This is a genomic window from Dokdonella sp. (assembly GCF_036518555.1).
GTDB lineage: Bacteria > Pseudomonadota > Gammaproteobacteria > Xanthomonadales > Rhodanobacteraceae > Dokdonella_A.
Genome location: NZ_DATDMY010000213.1, coordinates 1 through 19,940, shown reverse-complemented (window position 1 = coordinate 19,940; position 19,940 = coordinate 1). Strand labels below are relative to the sequence as shown.

General features: G+C 69.3%; 16 protein-coding genes. All 16 read right to left on the bottom strand.

What is annotated here, in order from left to right; genetic code table 11:
- Window positions 1-17: 17 nt before the first annotated feature.
- The 16 genes from VI238_RS12030 to VI238_RS11955 all read right to left on the bottom strand — a co-directional run bounded on the left by VI238_RS12030 (window position 18) and on the right by VI238_RS11955 (window position 19,824).
- On the bottom strand, window positions 18-1,070 hold the full coding sequence (locus VI238_RS12030) for a DUF7151 family protein (RefSeq protein ID WP_331651651.1): 1,053 nt from the start codon (window positions 1,068-1,070) through the stop codon (window positions 18-20).
- Window positions 1,067-1,378: a hypothetical protein gene (locus tag VI238_RS12025; RefSeq protein WP_331651649.1), complete on the bottom strand. Its 312-nt coding sequence runs from the start codon at window positions 1,376-1,378 to the stop codon at window positions 1,067-1,069. Before VI238_RS12025 ends, VI238_RS12030 begins: the two co-directional genes overlap by 4 nt.
- 178 nt (window positions 1,379-1,556) lie before the next feature.
- On the bottom strand, window positions 1,557-3,617 hold the full coding sequence (locus tag VI238_RS12020; protein WP_331651647.1) for a DUF2961 domain-containing protein: 2,061 nt from the start codon (window positions 3,615-3,617) through the stop codon (window positions 1,557-1,559).
- A gap of 6 nt (window positions 3,618-3,623) precedes the next feature.
- Window positions 3,624-5,333, bottom strand: a complete 1,710-nt coding sequence (locus VI238_RS12015; RefSeq protein ID WP_331651645.1) for a BatD family protein — start codon at window positions 5,331-5,333, stop codon at window positions 3,624-3,626.
- Window positions 5,330-7,315, bottom strand: coding sequence for a tetratricopeptide repeat protein (locus VI238_RS12010; protein WP_331651643.1), 1,986 nt, complete (start codon window positions 7,313-7,315; stop codon window positions 5,330-5,332). The genes VI238_RS12015 and VI238_RS12010 overlap by 4 nt, the downstream gene beginning before the upstream one ends.
- Window positions 7,312-8,316, bottom strand: coding sequence for a VWA domain-containing protein (locus tag VI238_RS12005; RefSeq protein WP_331651641.1), 1,005 nt, complete (start codon window positions 8,314-8,316; stop codon window positions 7,312-7,314). The genes VI238_RS12010 and VI238_RS12005 overlap by 4 nt, the downstream gene beginning before the upstream one ends.
- Complete coding sequence (locus VI238_RS12000; RefSeq protein ID WP_331651639.1) at window positions 8,309-8,824, bottom strand: DUF4381 domain-containing protein; 516 nt, start codon at window positions 8,822-8,824, stop codon at window positions 8,309-8,311. The genes VI238_RS12005 and VI238_RS12000 overlap by 8 nt, the downstream gene beginning before the upstream one ends.
- Window positions 8,821-9,756: a DUF58 domain-containing protein gene (locus VI238_RS11995; RefSeq protein ID WP_331651637.1), complete on the bottom strand. Its 936-nt coding sequence runs from the start codon at window positions 9,754-9,756 to the stop codon at window positions 8,821-8,823. The genes VI238_RS12000 and VI238_RS11995 overlap by 4 nt, the downstream gene beginning before the upstream one ends.
- 39 nt (window positions 9,757-9,795) lie before the next feature.
- Window positions 9,796-10,782 (bottom strand): MoxR family ATPase, encoded by a 987-nt coding sequence (locus VI238_RS11990; protein ID WP_331651635.1) that lies wholly within the window; start codon window positions 10,780-10,782, stop codon window positions 9,796-9,798.
- Window positions 10,783-10,921: 139 nt separating this feature from the next.
- Entirely contained in the window at window positions 10,922-12,076 is a 1,155-nt protein-coding gene (locus VI238_RS11985) for an EAL domain-containing protein (protein ID WP_331651633.1), read from the bottom strand.
- Window positions 12,077-12,189: 113 nt separating this feature from the next.
- Entirely contained in the window at window positions 12,190-14,421 is a 2,232-nt protein-coding gene (locus VI238_RS11980) for a hypothetical protein (RefSeq protein WP_331651631.1), read from the bottom strand.
- Window positions 14,422-14,501: 80 nt separating this feature from the next.
- A complete protein-coding gene (gene pilQ, locus VI238_RS11975; protein WP_331651629.1) occupies window positions 14,502-16,685 on the bottom strand; it encodes a type IV pilus secretin PilQ in 2,184 nt (727 codons plus the stop codon).
- A gap of 104 nt (window positions 16,686-16,789) precedes the next feature.
- Window positions 16,790-17,320, bottom strand: a complete 531-nt coding sequence (locus VI238_RS11970; protein ID WP_331651627.1) for a pilus assembly protein PilP — start codon at window positions 17,318-17,320, stop codon at window positions 16,790-16,792.
- A 4-nt stretch (window positions 17,321-17,324) separates the two neighbouring features.
- Window positions 17,325-18,023 carry a type 4a pilus biogenesis protein PilO gene (locus VI238_RS11965; protein ID WP_331651625.1) on the bottom strand — a complete coding sequence of 233 codons (699 nt, stop codon included), beginning with the start codon at window positions 18,021-18,023 and terminating at the stop codon, window positions 17,325-17,327.
- Window positions 18,020-18,766 (bottom strand): PilN domain-containing protein, encoded by a 747-nt coding sequence (locus VI238_RS11960; protein ID WP_331651623.1) that lies wholly within the window; start codon window positions 18,764-18,766, stop codon window positions 18,020-18,022. The genes VI238_RS11965 and VI238_RS11960 overlap by 4 nt, the downstream gene beginning before the upstream one ends.
- On the bottom strand, window positions 18,766-19,824 hold the full coding sequence (locus tag VI238_RS11955; RefSeq protein WP_331651621.1) for a pilus assembly protein PilM: 1,059 nt from the start codon (window positions 19,822-19,824) through the stop codon (window positions 18,766-18,768). Before VI238_RS11955 ends, VI238_RS11960 begins: the two co-directional genes overlap by 1 nt.
- Window positions 19,825-19,940: the final 116 nt, after the last annotated feature.

Sequence of the window (19,940 nt, the reverse complement as noted above, 5' to 3'; positions counted from 1 at the left end):
ATGCCGGCGCCGGGGTACTAGGGCACGCAGTCGATCGCCTGGATCGGCTGGATCGGCGGCGCGTTGAGCACGAGATCCCAGCGGCCCGCGCCACCGTTCCACTGGTAGTACTGGTTGGAGGTCGTGGACACGCCGACGAAACCGAAGCCCGACTGGCCGATCATGCCGCACAGCTTCGCGCGACTGTTGAGATCCGCGTTGATCGGCAACCCGTTCAGGCGCGCGTTGAAGCACTGGTTGTCGCCCGAGATGTGGGCGGCGTCGCAGGTGAGGATGTAGCCGTCGATGTACTGCATCGCGGTGAAGTTGCCGTTCGGCGGTATGGTCGGTGCAGGCGCACCGTTGCAGACGTAGCGGTTCTGCGACGCGTTGACTTCGCCCGCGTCGAGCACGCCGTTGCGATTCGCGTCCAGGCCGACGCGAACGAGCGTGCCACCCGCAGCGCAGTTGGCGCCGGCCGGCTCCGCGGTCGTCGCGAGCAGGGTGTCGTAGCCGTTGCCGCCGGTCGCGCCTGTCGCGCCGGTCGCACCGGCCGGCCCTGGCGGACCCGGGATGCCTTGCGGACCCTGCGCGCCGACCGGCCCGGGCTCGCCCTGCGGCCCTGCCGGTCCCTCGGGTCCCGTCGCGCCGGCCGGACCTTCGGGGCCGGCCGGGCCGACCGGCCCTTGCGGCCCCGTCGGTCCCGCGGGGCCCGGATTGCCACTCAGCGCGTACTGCGCGACCGGCGTCGTCGACACCGCCTGGCGCGGCAGCAGCGGCTGCCCATCGACGCTGACTTCGAGCCAGGTCTGGTTGCCGGTGAATACGCCCGGGAACGCCAGCGATACCGTGAACAGTCCGTCGACGACGGGGAACTGGCTCTCGACCTGCGGCGCACCGAGCGCGTTGCCGCCCGTGGCGGCGTCGTACAACGTGAACGAGAGATCGTGCGCACCGTTCGCGGGTTGCCCGTTCTGGGCGAGGCGCCCCTGGTAGGTGAAGTCGGGCAGCTGGGCGACCTGTCCCGTCGCGCTGCCGGCAGCGAACGCGGCGAGGATCGCGACACGCCGTATGGCGATGTTCGTCTTCATGGCGTGCAGCCCTCGAACGACGAACGGAACAGTTCGTCGCGCACGACCGGTGCCGACCAGAAGCCGGAGACGAGCTCGAAGCCGCCGCCGCTGGCGACGCCCGCGGTCGGCTCGCCGATCGTCGCCGACAGGTCGAAGCACGTCGCCGTCGCGCGCGAGACACCACCGCTCGCGATCACCGATCCCTGGAGCGCGAAACCGGCACCCGTGGGCGCCGCGAGCAAGGTCGTCGAAGCCACGAGAACGAGTGAGACCGCGAGCGCCGCGGCGCGCGCGCGCGACCGCCTCGAACACGATTGGATGTTCATGGAATCCTCCTGTTGCCGGACGTGATGAACGGCCCCGTGCCGCCCCTGTCATCGGTCCAGTCAGGTAAGCGCGAAAGCGCCGAGTCGGATATCAAGCGATGACGCGGCGTGCCGACCTGCGCGCATGCGTCGGGCGCAAGCGCTGCGGCAACGGCGCCTCGCGAGGACGCAGCGGGGATCAACGACGGATGGCGGTGGCCTGCGGCGCCGTCGCTTCGCAGCCGTCGGCGAAGATCGCGTCCTTCCAGCCACCGCGCAGCTCCCAGCGCGATTCGGCGAATACGTTCGCGTAGGCGCGGAACTCGGGTTCGACGACGATCTCGAAGTCGGTCGTACCCGCGGCGACGTCGAGCAGCGCCTCCTGCTGCTGCCAGCGTCGCTCCGGATTCGCGGGCGCCGGCGCGAACGCGCCCGCGGCGGCGCCGTTGACGAAGACCGTGGCGGCCGCCGAGCCGGCAGTCTCGCCCGGGATGCCGCGGCCGGCGTCGAAGGTGCGGCGCAGGCGCAGCGGAGGGCGCGCGTCCGCGACGTGGAAACGGAATCGGCTCGCGCCGTCGCCGTACGCGCACACGCGTGCCGTGCGTGCGGTCGGCGGCTCGTCCTCGAATCGAGAGGCGAGCGGCGCGCAGATCGCCGTCGCGGGCAACGCGTAGTCGTGCGCGGCCGCGGCCGGCGCGTCGCCGATCTCGAACGCGTCGTAACCGACCAGCGCCGGCACGTCGCGGCGGTACGCGTAGACGACGCTGCGGATGCAGGTCGGGACCGTCGACGACGGCGCGTAGCCCGCTTCCTGCTCGAACTGCAGCGAACTCGTGTAGGTGAGCGGCGCGGCCGGCATGAGCCGGTAGGCGTACGTGCTGCCGCTGCCGTCCGCGTCGACGATCGTCGCGCCCGCGAGCGGACCGGCGAATGCGCCGCGGTCGAAGTAGAAGCCGCCTTCGAAGAAGTCCTCGACGCCGGTTCCGTACCACGCGGGAGCGATCGCGCCGTCGGTGCCGGCGCGCTCGTCGCCTTCGAGGTAGCCGCGCGTCGGCGGACCGACGGTGCGGTAGCGCGCGGCGACGCCGACGATCTTGCCGGCACCGCTCGCGCGATCGAGCACGAGCGCGGACGCGGCGCTGCAGGCGTCGCTCAAGCGCGCCTCGAATCGACCCGCATCGGCGGGCACGGGTGCGGCGTCGAACGCGAGCGCGCTGTCGACGGCAACCGGCGCGGCGAGCGCGGCGTCGGCCGCGAGTGCGATCTCGATGCCGTCGGCGAACGGGATCGGAAACCAGGCATACAGCCAGCCGCCCGCGTCCTCGCCGACGAGCACGCCGCGCGCAGGCGCCTGCGCGTCCGCAGGCGAGGCGAAGAAGTCCGCGACAGGCATGTCGATCGCGGGCGCTCCGTCCACGCCGACCTGCAACTGCAGCCCCGCGTACGCCGCGCGGGGCAGGCGCAAGCGGATGCCACGCAGCCATCCGGGACCGCTGCGCGTCGCGAGGACGGCGCGTTCGCCCGGCGCGAGCTGCGTCGTCGCCGTCAGCGACGACAGCATCGCGTGCCATGGATCGTCGCCCGCGTGCGCGAGGAAGGCGCGCCACGCGGGTTCGTCGTGGCCGGCGACGAAGCTCGTCACCGCCGTGCCGGGGACGACGCGGTGATGTTGCAGCTGGAACCAGAGCAGCCGTTGCGGATTGCCCGTACACGGATTGTCGCCGCCATCGTCGGTGCCCGTGAGCCCGATGCGCAGCCCGTGCGCGTACGCGATCGGCACATGGCTCACGAAGCCGCCGCTCGACTGCAGGCGGTCGTACGCGAGCGGCGGCGTGAACGGTTCGGTCGAACCGTCGAACAGCGCGGCGAGCGGCGCGTCGAGCGCGGGCTGCGCGGCACCGTCGAGGCGGACGCGCACGCGAATCGCAGGATCGATGCACGTCGACGCGCCGAATCCGGTCGTGAGCCACCAACGCGTCAGCGCCCCCGGTCCGCGTTCGTCGAGGACGACGGCTTCGTCACCGTCGCGATAGAGCCAGCGCCGTGGATAGGGGTTCGCGTCGACGCCTTCGCTGCCGGCGTTGCTGCGATCGTAGCGACAGCCGTCCAGACAATGACTCGAGCGCTCGAGCACGCTGTCGCCGGGATCGATCGCAGCAAGCCGCGACGGCGCCTCCCATACTTCCCAGGGCAAGCCGGTCGCGCGTGCGACGGCGCCGGCGAAGCCCGCGCAGGCGATCGCGAGCAGCCGGCGCGTCATCGCGCGTCAGTCGCGTTCGGGGTAGAGCGCTGGAAGCGCGTCTTCACGGCGCGCCGCGCGGATGTCGTCGACGCGCCAGCGCAGGCCGCCGCGGAACGCACGTTGCAGGCGTGCGGCGAGGCCCTCGGCCACGCCTTCGCCCGCATAGCGCGAGCGCTGCAGGTCGTCCAGGACGTCGCGCTGCGACGCATCCGCGAGTTGCGCGGCGAGCTGACCGAGGTTGTACACGTCGGCGCGCTCGCTGCGCGCCCAGTCGACGAGCGCGCGTTCCGCGCCGGCGAGATCGCCGAGCGCGCATGCGCGCAGGAACTGGCCGCGCGGTGCGGCCGCACGCGATGCTGGCGCGGGTTCCGCGCGCGGCGCCGCCGTCGATCGCCGCGACAGCCACCACGCGAACAACGTCGCGATCCACAACACGAAGCCCGTCGCCGCGATCGTCTTCCAGAGGCGTGCATCCAGGCCCGCGTCGACGACCGGTGCGACCGGCGTTGCGGCATTCGCGGGCGAAGGGGAAGCCGCGCTCGCGGGCGTTCCAGCCGTGGCCGCGGATGGCGCGGCCGGCAACACCGTGATGGTGCGCGGCGGCAGCGTCGCGGTCTCGGCGCGATCGTGCACGGTGTCCCACCAACGCACGCTGAGGCCGGGCACGGTCAGCGTGCCGGCGCGATCGGGCACGAACGCGAACTTGCGCACGCGCTCGCCGTACAGCCACTCGCCGTCGTCGCGCGTACGGGTGTCGGCCTTGTCCGGATAGATTTCGGCGCCCTGGGGCGCGGCGAGTTCGAGTTCCGGCAACTGCTCGTAGCCGAGCCCCTGCGCCTGCAGCCGGATCGTGCGCGTGACCGGCTCGCCGACGTGCACCTCGGTGGGCGGCTCGCCTTCGTCCTTGAGCAACAGCGACGCCGCCGGCAACCATGCACCGTCGGTCCATGCGGCAGGCTTCGCGCGCACGTCGAGGCGCACCGCGTCCGAGCGTGCGCTGACCGTGCGCCCGCGGCCGAAGAACGCGGCCGGATCGGCGGCGTCGAGCACGGTGCCGCGGAACGCGAGCGCGGGGATCTCGATCGCGCCGCTGCGCTCGGGCGTCAGCGCATAGTGCCGCTCGAGCACGTGATAGCGCCGGGTACCGACCGTCGCGACGTAGGACTTGTCCTGGCCGAGGCGCTGCGCGGAGATACCGTCCGCCTTCGGCTCGGCGAGGTTGCCGTCCGTGAGGTCGAACGCGAAATAGAGCTTGACCGTGTAGCGCACCTGCTGCTGCACGTACGGGTCGAGCGGATCCGCGCTCGCCTCGAGGAAGATGTCGCCGCCAGCCTGCTGCGCGGCCGTCGGCGCCGGCAGCACCGTGAGGCGTATCGGCGCAGTGCGCGCGCTGCCGACTGCGAGCGGTGCGATCGTGATCGCGCCTTCGTGTTTCGGTTCGAGGCCGACGGCCCACAGCGTCTTCGCCGCGCGCGTGCCATTGCTGATGCTCACCTGCTGGCCGGACTGCGTGCCGAGCACGTTGAAGTCCTTCGCGAGCTCGGAGAAATCGGGCTGCGTCGCGCCGACGTCGTCGGTCTCGACATTGAGGGTGACCGTTTCGCCGAGATGCATGCTGTCGCGATCGAGCCACGCGCGCACGGCGGGCTTGTCGTCGGCTTGCGCGAGGCATGCGGCGAAGGCGACGAGCGCGAGCGCGATGCGTGCGCAGGTCCGGAATCCGATTGCGTTCATCCGCCGTCTCCTCCGCGCTGTTGCCGTCGCTGGTATTCGAGCTGGAACTTGCGCCGCAGCAGTCCGCCCGGATCGTCGGGCACGCGCTCGAGCCAGTGCTCGAGCGCCTGGCGCTTCTCGCGCGTCGCGTCGTCCTCGGTCGCTTCCTGCAGCGCGTGCGCGGGGTCGCCGCTCGCCGCATCCTTGCCGGGATCGGCGAGCGCACGATCGAGCGCCTGCTTCAGCGCCTGTTGCTGCTGCGAATCGGGCGTCTGCCCGCCCGCCTTCGCGTCCGCGGCGGCCGCATCCTGCTGCTGTCCTCCGCGCTGCGCGGAATCCTGCGCGCCCTGCTCGTCCGGCGCCTTCCCGGCCTGGTCCTGGCGCGTGTCGCCATCCTGTCGCTGTTCCTGCTCGCCCTGGCCCTGCTGTTTTCCAGGCTCGCCGTCCCGGGTGTCGTGGTCGTTCTGCCGCCCGTCCTGCTTCTGCGCATCGTCGGCCGATTCGCCCTTGCCGTCGCCTGGCTCGCGTGCGTCGTCGCTGGACTTCGGCTGCTCGCCCGGCTGCGAAGCGCCCTGCTGCGACGGATCCTTGCCGTCGCGCGGTTGCTGCTGGCCCTGCTTGGGATCCTGCTGCTTGCGCTCGCGCATGAAGTCCTCGACCGCCTTGCGGTTCGCCACCGCGTCGGTCATGCCAGGGTCTCGCTTCAGCGCTTCGTCGTAGGCTGCGATCGCTTCCTCGTAGCGGCCGAGCTTCGCGAGCGCGTTGCCGCGGTTGTAGGCGCCGTCGGCGCCGCCCGATTGCGCGTACGCGCTTTCGGCCGCGGCGAAATCGCCGCTGCGATAGGCGGCGCCGCCGCGCCATTCCGGCGTCGGCGCCAGTTCGGCCGCGCGCTTGGCGTCGCCCGCGGCCAGTGCGGCCGCAGTCTGCTGGTCGGCCCGTTGCCACAGATCGCTGAGCGACGCCGCGTGCGCGCGCGGTGACGGCGCGAGGGCGACGAACGCGAGCATCATGAGCCAGCCACGGCGGAACGACGCCAGCGCGAGCGGCAGCAGCGCGAGCAGCAACCACGGCCCGCGGTCGCGCCAGCGCGCGCTCTCCGCTTCGCCGTCGGTGCGCCCCGAGCCCGTGTCGACGTCGACGGTCGACGCGAGCAGCTCGTCGAGATCCGACCCGTCGGCGGACAGCGACGCGTAGCGCCCGCCACCCGCGACCGCCACCGCGCGCAGTGCGGCTTCGTCGAGGCGCGAGATGACGACGTTGCCGTCGTCGTCCTTGAGGAAGTCGCCTTGCGCGAGCGCGACCGGCGCCCCCGATGGCGTGCCGATACCGAGCACCGAAACATCGAAGCCGAGCTTGTGCGCGCGACGCGCGGCAGCGGTCGCATCGTGGCTGGCCGTGTCGGCGAGCAGGATGATCTCGCCGCGATGGAGACCGGCCTGCCCGATCAGTGCAGCGGCGGCGTCGATCGCGCGCCCGGTGGCATTGCCGATCACGGGCATCGTCGTCGGGTCGAGCGCGTCGACGAGATTGCGCACGGTCTCGACGTCGTCGGTGAGCGGCGCGGCGACGAACGCGTCGCCGGCATAACCGAGCAGCGCGGTTTGATGGTCGCGACTGCGCGTGAGGATGTCGTCGAGCTTGTAGCGGGCGCGCTCGAGCCGGCTCGGCTTCACGTCCTGCGCGCCCATGCTGGGCGCGAGTTCGAGCGCGAGCACGCGCGCGGCCTGGTTGTGGTACAGCGGCATCGGCTCGCGTTCCCACGCGGGACCCGCGAGCGCGAGCGCCCCGAGCACCCAGAGCGCCGCGGCAAGCGCGAGGCCGCCGCGCCCGCTGCCGCCGTCGACGCGTTCGAGCAGGTGCGGCAGCAGGTGCGCGTCGACGGCGCCGCGCCAGGCGCCGGCGTCGGTGCGCCCGTGCCGCCACGCGTACCAGCACAGCGGCAACGCGAGCAGCAGCAACAGCGCGGCCGGCCGCAGGAAGTGGAAGTCGACCGGCAGGCTCATGCGGGTGCGCCTGCCCGCCAGGCGCGCACGCGCCAGGCCGGTACGCCGAACGCGAGCGCAGCGGCCGCGAACGCCGCGGCGAGCGGCATCCAGTACCACTCGTCGATCGGGCGCAGGCTCTGCGTGGCGTCGACCGCGGGCTCGAGCTTGTCGATCGTGCGGTAGATGTCGGCGAGCTCCTCGCTGTTGCGCGCGCGGTAGTAGTGGCCGCCGGTGCGCTCGGCCATCTTCGTGAGCATCGCCTCGTCGAGGTCGGCCGAGGGGTTCACCATGCGGCTGCCGAACAGGCTGTCCACGCGCATCTGCTCGGCGCCGATGCCGATCGTGTAGATGCGCACCTGGTTCGCTTCGGCGAGATCGATCGCCTTGGCCGGGGTGAGTTCGCCCGCGGTGTTCACGCCATCGGTGAGCAGGACGAGCACGCGTTGCCCCTGCGGACGCGCGCGCAGGCGCTTGACGGCGAGGCCGACGGCGTCGCCGATCGCCGTCTCGCGCCCGGCGAGGCCGATGGTCGAGTCGAGCAATTGCTTGCCGACGGTGCGCAGGTCGAACGTGAGCGGCACGAGCAGATAGGCGCGGGTGCCGAACAGGATCAGGCCGACGCGATCGCCGCGGCGTCGCTCGACGAAGTCGCTCGCGATCGCCTGGATCGCCGCGAAGCGTGGCACGGTCGAGCCGCCGAGCTGCATGTCCTCGATGCTCATGCTGCCGGACGTGTCGACGGCGAGCAGCAGGTCGCGTCCGGAACGCGCGACGTCCTCGGGCGGACCGAGCCACTGCGGCCGCGCCGCGGCGAACACGAGCATGGCCCAGGCAAGCAGCGCGAACGCACGGCGCAGGCGTGGAACGGGCGACACGTCGGCTTGCTGCGGCAGCGCGACGCCGAGGTGCGGCAGGTGCAGTGCGCTGCCGAACAGGCCTCGCGCGCGCGGCAACACGCGCGCCGCGAGCAGCGGGAGTGGCAGCAGAACGAGCAACCATGGCCACGCGAGTTCAAGCATGGGCGGCCTTCGCGCGCAGCGCATGGTCGAGCCAGGTGCGCACGAGCGCGATCAGCGCGCCCGCATCGACCGCGGTCGCGGCAGGGTCGTCGGCGCGCCGATACGGCGCATCGAGCAACGCGCGTCCGGCGCCGCGACGGAACGGCCCCGCATGGGCATCCTGGGTGGGCAACTGCGCGTCGAGGAAGTCGAGCCAGGCTTCGCCGTGCAATGCGGCTGCCTGGGGGGCGAGCAACCGGCTCGCACGCCGCAACAGGTTCGACAGGTCGATCGCGAGCTGCTGCGGATCAGGCTCGCGCGCGTGCCCCTCGGCAATCCGCCGGAGTTCCGCGCGCACGCGCGAGCGCCAGCGCCGGCGGCGTTCGTAACGCCACCAAGCACGCAGGACGAACGCGATCGCAACCAGGACGACGAGCGCGAGCAGCCACCATCCGGGCGCCGGCGGCCACCAACCCGGCGCCGCGGGCAGGTGGATGTCGCGCAGCTCGGGACCCGACTGCGGATTCATGCGACCACCGGCGAGTGGCGGCTGCGCGCGAGCAGCGGCGCGAGCGCGCGGCGCAGTTCGGCGTGGCCGTCGAGTTCGAGTACGCGCAGGCCCAACCGTCGTGCCTGCCCGAGCAGGCGCGCGCGCGACGCCGAGAAGCGCTCGCTCCAGCTGCCGCGCACGCGCGCGTCGCCGAAGTCGAGCACGCGTCGCGCGCTGCCGAGATGGATCGCGTAGCGTCCCGGCGGTGGCGGAGCGAGTTCGAGTGCATCGCGCAGCAGGACGATCGTGATCTCGTGCCGACCCGCGAGTTGCGGCAACAGCGTCGCCGCTTCGGCGTCGCTGCTGAAGCCGTCCGTGAGCAGCACCAGGCGCATGCCCGGCCGCAGCAGCCGACGCACGCGCGCGAGTGCGCTCGACAGCGGCGCCTGCAGGTGCTGGTCCGCCGCCGCATCCCAGTCGCGCAGCGCGCGCAGGACCTGCAGCACGCCGCGCCGGCCGCCCGCGGGCTTCACCTCGCCCACGACGCCGCCACCGAAGCCGAGCGCGCCGACGCGGTCGCCCGCGGCGGATGCCATCCACGCGAGCAGCGCCGCCGCACGCGCCGCCTGCACGCTCTTGAAGCGCACGCGGGTACCGAAGCGCATGCCCGGGTTGAGGTCGATCGCGAGCAGCAGTCCCTGCTCGCGTTCCTCCTCGAACAGCTTGGTGTGCGGCTTGCCGCTGCGTGCGGTGACGCGCCAGTCCATATGGCGGATCTCGTCGCCCGGCTGGTAGATGCGCGACTCGCGGAAATCGACGCCGCGCCCGCGCCAGCGCGAGCTGCTCGTGCCGCTGCGCAGCGCCGGGCTGCGTCGGCTGCGCACGAGGCTGTCGCCGTGCGCGAGCGCGCCGAGCGCGATGAGCTCCTCGAGGGCGACGCGGACGGAACGGTGGTCGGATGCGGGCTGCATGCGTGGGTGGGCCGCGACGCAGTCGCGGCGCGCGACGGATCAGGGCAAAGGCACGCGTTCGAGCAGCATCGACACGACGCGATCGGCGCTGACGCCCTCCGCCTCCGCTTCGTAGCTGAGCAGTACGCGGTGGCGCAACACGTCGGCCGCGATCGCGTGCACGTCTTCCGGCGTGACGTAGTCGCGTCCGGACAGCCACGCGTGCGCGCGCGCGCAGCGATCGAGCGCGATCGTGCCGCGCGGGCTCGCACCATAGGCGACGTAGCGCGCGAGCTCGGCGCCGTACGCCGCGGGCTCGCGCGTGGCGAGGACGAGCTGCACGAGGTAGTTCTCGAGCTGGGGCGCGAGGTGCAGCGCGAGCACGTCGCGGCGCGCGGCGAAAACCTGCTGCTGGGTGAGGCGCCGCAGCGGCGGCGCGGCCGCGACGAGCGCCTCGCGCGCGCGGTCGCGCGCGAGCCGCAGGATCGCCGCTTCGGCGGCGGCCTTGGGGTAGTCGACGCGCACGTGCAGGAGGAAGCGATCGAGTTGCGCCTCGGGCAACGGGTAGGTGCCCTCCTGCTCGATCGGGTTCTGCGTGGCCATGACCAGGAAGAGCGCGGGCAACGCATAGGTTTCGCGCCCGACCGTGACCTGCCGCTCCCCCATCGCCTCGAGCAGGGCGGATTGCACCTTGGCCGGCGCGCGGTTGACCTCGTCGGCCAGGATCAGGTTGTGGAAAATGGGACCGCGCTGGAACTCGAAGCTGGTCGTCTGCGGCCGGTAGATCTCCGTGCCGGTGAGGTCGGCCGGAAGCAGGTCAGGGGTGAACTGGACCCGGTGGAAGTCGGCCTCGATGCGCGCGGCGAGTTCCTTGATCGCGGTGGTCTTGGCGAGGCCGGGAGCGCCTTCGACGAGCAGATGCCCGTCGGCGAGCAGCGCGATCAGCAGGCGGTCGATCAGCGCCTCCTGGCCGATGATGCAACCGGCGAGCTCGCTGCGCAGGGCGGTGAAGGCGGCGGCGGCCGTGGTGGGTTCGGGCATGTCCATGGGCAACAGATCCGGGGTTCCCGATGATGACACGGGACGATGTCGAGTCTGACAGCGGCTCGCGCGAATAGTTTTCGCGGAGCATGACGGGACGCTGACGGATCCCTGCACCGGCATGCGCGAAGCATTGCGGGCGACGCTAGTGGGCGAGCACGTCGTCGAGGGACAGCGGCTTGCCGACGAGCCAGCCTTGGGCATAGCGGCAGCCGAGCCGATGGAGGATCTCCCGCTGCTCGCGGGTTTCCACGCCCTCGGCGACGAGGTCGCAGTCGAGCGCCCGCGCCATGCCGACGATGACGCCGACGAGCGCGACGCCCCGCGGCCGGTCGAGCGCCTTGATGAAGCTTCCGTCGAGCTTGATCTGGTCGAAGTTGAGGGTCAGCAACGGACCGAGGTTCGAATAGCCGGTGCCGAAATCGTCGAGCGCGACCGGCATGCCGACCGAGTGGCAGTGGGCGATGAGGTCGCCGATGCGCGCGTGGTCCATGACGAGGCTTTCGGTCACCTCGAGCTTGAGCCGGTCGGGCGGCAGGTCGCGCGCGCGCAAGAGGTCGAGGATGCGCGCGACCAGGCCGGGATCGTCGATCTGTCGGCCGGACAGGTTCGCGGCGATGAACGGCAGCGGCTTGTGCCCGCGCTTGCGCAATTCGACCAGCATGTCGCAGACGCGGGCGAGCACGTAATCGCCGATCGGCACGATCAGCGAGGTCTCCTCGGCGAGGCGGATGAATTCGGCCGGTGACACGGCGCCGCGCTCGGGATGCTGCCAGCGCACGAGGGCCTCGTAGCCGGCGATGCGTCCGCTGACGATCTCCTCGATCGGTTGCAGCCTCACTTCGAGTTCCTTGCGCTCGAGCGCGCCACGCAGTTCGCTTTCGAGGCGGATCTTGTCGAGCGCATGCGCCTCGTCCGGTTGCACCGGCAGCGCGGGCTCGACGTCGCCTTCGCCGGTCAGGCGCGCAAGCGCCGAGCGGTAACGGCTGAGCTGGCTCATCAGCAACGCGCGCACGACCGGGTCCGCCGCGGCGAGCCGCTCGGCGAACTGCGCGCGGTCGATCGCGATCAGGTGGCAGTCGCTGAGCGCGCGCGCGGTGGCCGTGCGGGTCGAGTCATCGAGCACGGCCATTTCGCCGAGAAGCATACCGGGGCCGAGCTGGGCGAGCACGCGCGGCTCGCCCAGCTGGGTCGTGCTGATCTCGATGCGACCGGATTCGATCAGGTACGCGCACGTCGGCGCGTCACCTTCCGCGAACACGAGTTCACCGGCCTTGAACAGCTCGCTGTAGGGCTGCAATGCGCGGTCCCCCCTGGGATGCTGCGCCGCGGATTCGTCGGAGCGAGTCCGGATCGTACACAAAAAAAGGGCCGCATTGCTGCGGCCCTTTCGAAGTCATCTACGCGTCGCGATTACGGTCCGCACGGCGGGCTGAAGTCGTCCGCGCCCGGGATCGTCACCTGGATGCTCAGCGGGGCGACACCTTCCGCGGTGAACGTGCAGGTGCCGCTCGAATCCGGCGTGCCCGTGATGTTGAACACCGCCGCGCCGTTCGCGCCGGTGGTCGCGGTCGACGGGTCGACCGTGAGGCCGTTGCAGGTCGCAGCGATCTGCACGCCCGCGGCCGGATCACCCGTGGTCGTGAATGCCTTGATCGTCGCGCGTGCGCCCGGCGTGCTGTTCGTGCAGACGCGACCGACGCCACCGTTCGAGATGAAGGCGAGCTGCACCACGATGTCCACGTCCGCGGTGGCGCCGCCGACCGAGAACGTGATCTTGCCCGACGGGGCGTCCGGCGACGTGCTGACGGGCATGCCGCTCGTGACCACCGCCGCGTCGACGCAGCCGTCCGGACCCGTGGTGTTGTCGAGCGTGCCGGACGTGCCGTTGCCGTCGACCGAGCCGGTGCCGCCGCCGAGGTTCATCTGGAACCCGATGTGCACGCCTTGGATCGGCGAATTCAGCGCGTCGGCGAGGCAGACCGTGACCGTCGTCGTCGTGTTGCCCGGGATCGGCGACGGGAAGGCGACGAGCTGCGCAGGTGCGATACCCGGGTACAGCAACTGCACGGCATCGGTAACGCGGCGCGAGCTGCCCGTGACGCGGTCGGTGCCGTCGCCCTGCGCCCACATCGCGACGATGTGGCCGAGCGTCTCGACCGTGTAGTTGAGCGTCGCATGGGCGACACCGATCTCGTTCGTCAGCGCGCCCGCGGTTATGTTGCCGTGGTTGCTGCGGCCGACGATGTAGTCGAGCACCGCGCCGTAGTCGACGCTGCTGCCGGTCGTATTGTTGTTGTTGAACGGCGCGGTCGTATTGAGGCTCGTCTCGCTGTTGATGCGGGCGACCGTCAGCGCGCTCTCGAGGTCCTCATTGCCCTGCGGTGCACCGTGCTGCGTCTTGCCGAACACGATGATCGCGTCGCCCGGACCTGCGCCGCCACCCGCGGTGCGGAAATGCCCGGTCGGCGCCGTGAAGCCCGTGCCGCCTTCCTGCGGATTGCCGTCGCCACCTGCGATGAGGAAGCGATTGGCGCTCGCGCCCGCATCGAACGTGCCGACCGGCTCGTCGATCGAACCGAAGCGGATCGGCGTACCCGGCAACACCGGGTTGCCCTGGCGATCGGTGCCGAGCGCGCTCACGGTGAGGCTGTAGGTGCCATCTGGATCCGGCGGCGGAATGTCGGCTGAAACGTCGCCCGAAACGGTGTTGGCGAGAATCGCGTTCACGTCGGGCGACGTGATCGTGATGCTGAACAGCTTGCCGTCCGAGACGACGACGGACACGGTGAACGAAACGGGATCTTGGATGCCGTTACTGACGTTGTTGTCCGCTCGGTCCGCGGTTGCCTTGATCTGCACCGGGCCCTGGGGCGTCGAATTGCCTGCCTGGAACGAGATTGTCGCTTTGCCGTTGACGGTGTGCGTCGCGACGGACGTACCTTGCACCGGACCGCTGTTGGAGTTGGTGCTCAAAACTGCGTCGCCGGCATTGCCAATGATCTCCGCCTGCAGGTTGTCGGCGTTGACCGGATTGGGGACGAACTGGCCACCGCCGTCGAGGACGACCGCGGCAATGACCGATGCGCTGTTGCCGCCCGAGTCCGGGAGATAGACGCCTGCGGGCGATGGAGCCAGTGAGACCGATGCCGGATTGGTGCCGACGCCGCTCGTGACCGTAATCGTGATCGACTTGCTGATCGAGCGCCGAGTGGTCGGGTCGATCATCGAGGCGGTCACCGTCGCGGTGCCTGCGGTCGTGCTCGCATTCACCCATGCGTTCGTCGAACCGTTGGTGCCCTTGATGACGAACGACTGGTATAGATTGTCGAAGTCGTCGTTGTCGTCGCTGACCGGGAACGACAGCGCCGCAACGCTCACCGGTGCAATGCTGACGCTGACGTCTTGGCCGACGAGCAGCGAACCGTCCGCGTTGCGCGTCGTGATCGTGAGCTCTGCCTGGTTGGATGCGTGGTCACTCGGGGCCCAGCCGCCCGTATTGGTCGGCAACGACGTCGTCGTCGCGGTGATCGTGATCGAGCCGCTCTGCGGCGTGAACGTGCCGCCATCGCCGCCGCCGCCACCGCAACTGGCCAGCGTGAGGCTGGCGAGCATCAGCCCCAGGGTCTTGCCGAAAAATTTCATATTCCGTCTCCAGTCCTGCAATTCGTGGCAGTCACGCATGATCGGCGAATTCGTGCGCCGGATTCGTTACACCTGCCGCACTATTTCAGATTGTCGCTCAAGATGCGCGGCGTGACGAAGATCAGCAGCTCCGCCTTGTTGTCGTTGCGCCCCTTGTTCTTGAACAGGTTGCCGAGCACCGGGATGTCGCCGAGCATCGGCACCTTGCGCAGCGTCTCCGCCTTGCTGACCTCGTAGACGCCGCCGAGCACGACCGTCTGGCCGTTGTCGACGAGCACTTCGGTGCTGATCTCGCGCTTGTCGAGCGTGGGAACCTGGCCGCCGCCGGGGTTGGGCACGTAGCCGGCGATATTGTCCTTCTTGACGTTGAGGTTGAGCACGACGCGGTCGTCCGCGGTGATCGTCGGCGTCACCTTGAGCTCGAGCACGGCTTCCTTGAACTGGACCGTCGCGGTGCCGCTACCCGGACCGCCGCCGGTGGAGGCTTGGTAGGTCACGTAGCCGACCTCCTGGCCCTGCTTGATGTCCGCTTCGCGCTGGTTGGCGGTGATCACGCGCGGGCTCGAGATCACTTCGCTGCGGCCTTCCGACTGCGCTGCGGACAGTTCGAGGTCGAGCAGATAGTCCGCGCCGAGGATCGCGAGACCGAAACTGCCGGCCGGATTCGCCGCAGGCATGTTGACGTTGTAGCGGTTGCTCAGATTGTTGTTCGTCGCCGTAACGCGACCGCCGTCCAACCCTGGCGGGAAAATCGGGTACGGGCTGCCGTTCGGGCTGATGCGGCCCGCGAACGCCTGGTCGATCATGTAATCCGCGCCGGCCGAGTTGCCGGTAGCCGCCAGGACGTTGCCGTTCCGGTCGACATTCGCGCCGGTGATGCCGAACTTCACGCCGAGTTCGCGCGCGAAGCTGTCGGTCGCGATGACGATGCGCGACTCGATCAGCACCTGCTGCACCGGGCGGTCGAGCACCGCGATCAGCTGGCGGATCTCCTGGATCTTCGACGGGATGTCGCTGACCAGCAAGGTGTTGGTGCGGTCGTCGTACGTGACGCTGCCGCGCGCGGACAGGAAGCCCTTCTGCGCGCCACCTCCGCCCGCTCCCGCGGCCTGGCCCGACTTGGCATCCGACGTCAGAAGGTCGGCGATGTCCTTCGCCTTGCCGTAGCTGATCGGGATGTAGTCGCTGACGAGCGACTCCTTGTCTTCCATCTTGAGGCGCGCATCGGCGATCGCCTCTTCGCGCTCGGCGATTTCCTTCTGCGGCGCGACCCAGATCACGTTACCGCGACGGCGCTTGTCGAGGCCTTTCGCCTGCAGCACGATATCGAGCGCCTGGTCCCACGGCACATTGATGAGTCGAAGCGTGACATTGCCCTGCACGCTGTCCGCGACGACGATGTTGATGTCGGAAACGTCGGCGATGAGCTGCAGCACCGAACGTGTCGGGATGTCCTGGAAGTTGAACGTGACGCGGCTGCCGCTGTATTCCGGCTCGGCGTTCTTGCCCTTGAGCTTGGCATCGTCCTTCTTGGGAGCGATCTCGACGACGTACTCGTTGCCGCTCTGGTAGGCGAGCTGCTCGTAGGGTTGCTTGGCGGAAATCTCCATGCGCGCGCCATTGCCCTTCGCGCGCGTGTCGATCGACTGGACCGGGGTGGCGAAGTCGAGCACGTCAAGGTGCTGCGCCTGGCTCGGCGGCAGCTTCACGTTGAGCAGATCGAGAACGATGTTGCCGCCTTCGCGGCGCAGGTTCGCCGAAGCACCCGGGCCGCTGAAGCTGACGATGACGCGGCCCTCGCCGTTCTTGCCGCGACGGAAGTCGATATTCGAGACCTCGACGTCTGCCGAGCCGGCCGTCGCCTTGGTCGGATCGGACTTCGCCGCCGCCGCCGCGACTGCGGATGACCCCATCACGCCACTGTTGACGACGAGCACGACGGTATTCCCGTTGACGCGAGTGTCGTAGCCGGCCGGTCGGAACAGGTCGACGACGACGCGGGTACGACCCGCGGCTTCGATCGCCGACACGGCCGTCGTCGCGCCGGCGCCGATGTCGATGCGGCGCTTGCTGAACGCGTTGCGCGTGTCGGCGAAGTCGAGCGCGATGCTCGGCGGGTTCTCGGTCGAGAACACCTGCGGCGCGATCGCGGACCCGGCGAACTTCAGCGTGACCTCGACCTTCCCGCCGGGCATCGCGGTGTACGAGATGTCCTCGAGCACGCTTTCGGCATGCGCGGCGGCACCGAACAAGAACGCGAACAAGGCCAGGATTCCGAGCAGGCGGGACCGCACCGTGCGGAAAGCGGACCTGCGCTCCGAGGTTGCAGCGAATGTCGTGGTCATGAGTTTTGTCCCCAATGAATCGGTCATTGCTTGGTATCGCCTAGGGCAATCGTTGCCTGCCGCTCCATCCAGCCGCCGGCGCCGTTCGTCACGAGTTCGACGAGGTCGATGCGATCCTCGCTGATCGAAATGACCCGGCCGTAGTTCTGGCCGAGGTAGTTGCCGACGTGGACGCGATGGACCACGCCATCCGGATCGCGGACGAGGCCTTCCATGGATTTGGCCGTGCCGAGCGTTCCGGACATCTTGAGGCCGTCGAGCGGGAACGATTCCAGCGGCTCGCGCGGCCGGTTCTGGTCCGGATGCGGCCCGGACGCGTTCTCGTTGTCCTGCTCTTCCGCACTGAGCCCGAACGGATCGCGCAGGTCCTGGTCCTTGTAGAGGAAGACCTCGAACGTCTTGATGACGGGCAGCGGTGCGAGCGGCGCGCCCTTCTTCGCCTTTTCGCGGGCGACCCACTGTTGCGGGCTCTCGCTCGGCGTGCAGGCGACCAGCGTCGCTGCCATCAGCAGGAAAGCACCGGCGCGGAATGGAAATGCGATGTGTTTGTTCATCTCATTATTCCCCGCCGCTCGCCTTCGCCGGCGCCCTCGCAGGCGCCTTGGGATTCTTCGCCTTCGCAGCCGCCTGAGCGGCCGCCTGTTCGTCGTCGTCGAGATAGCGATAGGTCTTGACGATGCCTTCGAGCAACAAGGGACCGCCCGGGACCACCTTCTGACCCGGACCGGCCGCAGCGGGCTTCAGCGAGACGTCGTGCATGGTGAGGATCACCACGCGAGGCAGCGAGGCGACATTGCTGATGAACGTACCGAACTGGTGATAGGTACCGATCATCTTTATCTGGATCGGCTTTTCGGCGTAGAAGTCCTTCATCGTCTCCGCGCCCGGCTGGAACAGCTGGGTCTCGATGCCCGCGCTGAGCGCCGCCTGCGTGATGTTGTTCAGCAGGTCGGGCATTTCGGTGCGACTGGGCAGCTGCCGCAGCATCGTCTGCAGCATTTCTTCCATGTCGACGAGCTGCTTGCGGTAGGCGTCGAGGTTGACCACCTTGCCCTGCTTGTCCGCGAATTCCTTCTTCAGCGCGAGCTCGCGCGCTTGCGCGCTCTCGAGGTCCGCTTGCTGGGCGCTGATCTTGAAGTACCAGCCGAGGAAGAGTATCAGCGCGACGATGATCGCGGCGAAGAAGAACTTGACCGACTTCGACCAGCCGCCGATGTTGTTGCGATCCAGGTTGCGCAGATCGTCGAAGAAGCTCATTTCTTTTCTCCCGTTTCCGCCGCGGGAGCCATGGCAGGAGGCGTCTTGGCGTCGCCCTCCGCTGCCGGTTTGGTTGCTGCCTGGGCGGCCGTGTCGGCGGCCGGCGTGGCCGGCGTGGCCGGGCCGGCCTTGGCGGGCGCTGCGGGCGACGGCGCGGGCTCGCCCTCGCCGGACCCGTCCTTCCTGTCCTCGGGCTTGCGCACCTTGACCGCGAGCGTGAACGCGAACGGCATCTTCTTGTCGGCGTCCTTGCTGTCGGACTTGTTCTCGATCTTGCCGAGATCGGAGCGCCCCATCCACGGCGAACCGTCGATGTTGCGCATGTAGGTGGCGACGCGCGAGTTCGATTCCGCCGTGCCTTCCAGCGTCAGCGTGTCCCCCGCCTGCTTCATCATGCTCAGGCGCGCGCCGTCGGGGATCGTCTTCACGAGCTCATCGAACAGGTGCACCATCTGCGAGCGATTCGACTGCAGCTGCTCGATGATTTCCTTGCGCGTGAGCAGCTGCGAACGCCGCTTGTCGAGGTCCTTGATCTCCTCGATCTTCTTGTCGAGGTTCTTGATCTCTTGCTGCAGGTACGCGTTGCGCGAGTCCTGGTCGTCGATGAGGTGCCCCATCCAGAGCATCGCGGCGAGGAACACGGCGACCGCGCCGGCCGCCGCGACGCCGAGCATCATGTAGAACTCGCGCTCGCGTTGCTTGCGCCGCTCGACTCGCCAGGGCAGGAGGTTGATGTTGGCCATCAGTCGAAGCTCCTGAGCGCGAGCCCGCAGGCAATCATCAGCGCCGGAGCATCCTGGGCGAGCGTTTGCGCCTGGACGCGACCGGACAGCGACATGTCGGCGAGCGGATTGGCGACGATGCACGGCACGCCGAGGTGCTCCTCGACCATGTCGGCGATTCCCGGAATCGAAGCGCAGCCGCCCGCGAGCACGACCTGGTCGACGCGGCTGTATTCGCTGCCGGCGAAGAAGAACTGCAGCAGGCGACTGATCTGCTGCACCATCGCTTCCTTGAACGGCTCGAGCACTTCCGATTCATACGATTCGGGCAGGCCGCCCTGGCGCTTGGCGAGGCCGGCCTCCTCGTAGCTGAGGCCATAACGACGCATGACCTCGTCGGTGAGCTGCTTGCCGCCGAACACCTGTTCGCGCGAGTAGATCGTGCGCTGGTTCTTCAGCACGATCAGCGTCGTCATCGTCGCGCCGACGTCCACGACCGCGACGACCGCGTCCTTCGGCACGGACAGCTGGTCCGCGATGAGCTTGAACGCGTTCTCCATCGCGAACGCTTCGACGTCCATGACCTTCGCGCCGAGACCGCCCAGATCGAGCGCGGCGACGCGCAGGTCGACGTTCTCCGTGCGCGACGCGGCGAGCAGGACATTGACCATGTCCGGGTTGTCCTTGATCGGACCGAGCACCTCGAAGTCGAGGCTCACTTCCTCGATCGGGTAGGGAATGTACTGGTTGGCCTCGACCTGGATCTGCGCTTCCATGTCTTCGTCGGACAGGTCGCCCGGCATCGGGATCACCTTCGTGATCACCGCGGAACCGGCGACCGCCGCGGCCGCGAACTTCGTGCGTGCGCCGGAGCGGTTGAGGGCGCGGCGAATCGCTTCGCCCACGGCTTCGACCTCGACGATGTTCTTTTCGACGACCGCGTTCGGCGGCAGCGGTTCGACCGCGTAGTGTTCGACGCGGTAACGGCCACCCGATTGCCCCAGCTGAAGGAGCTTCACGGCGGTGGAGCTGATGTCGACGCCGATCAGTGGCGGCGCTTTAGGTGTGAACAGGCCCACACTTTTTCCCCTTCCCACGCGCTCTTACGAGCGAAAGATGCGCCGTTACATTAAATACGATGATTAACGGTTTTTCAACAGCTGTCCAGCCCTGTGGCAAACTTGAGGCGAGACAG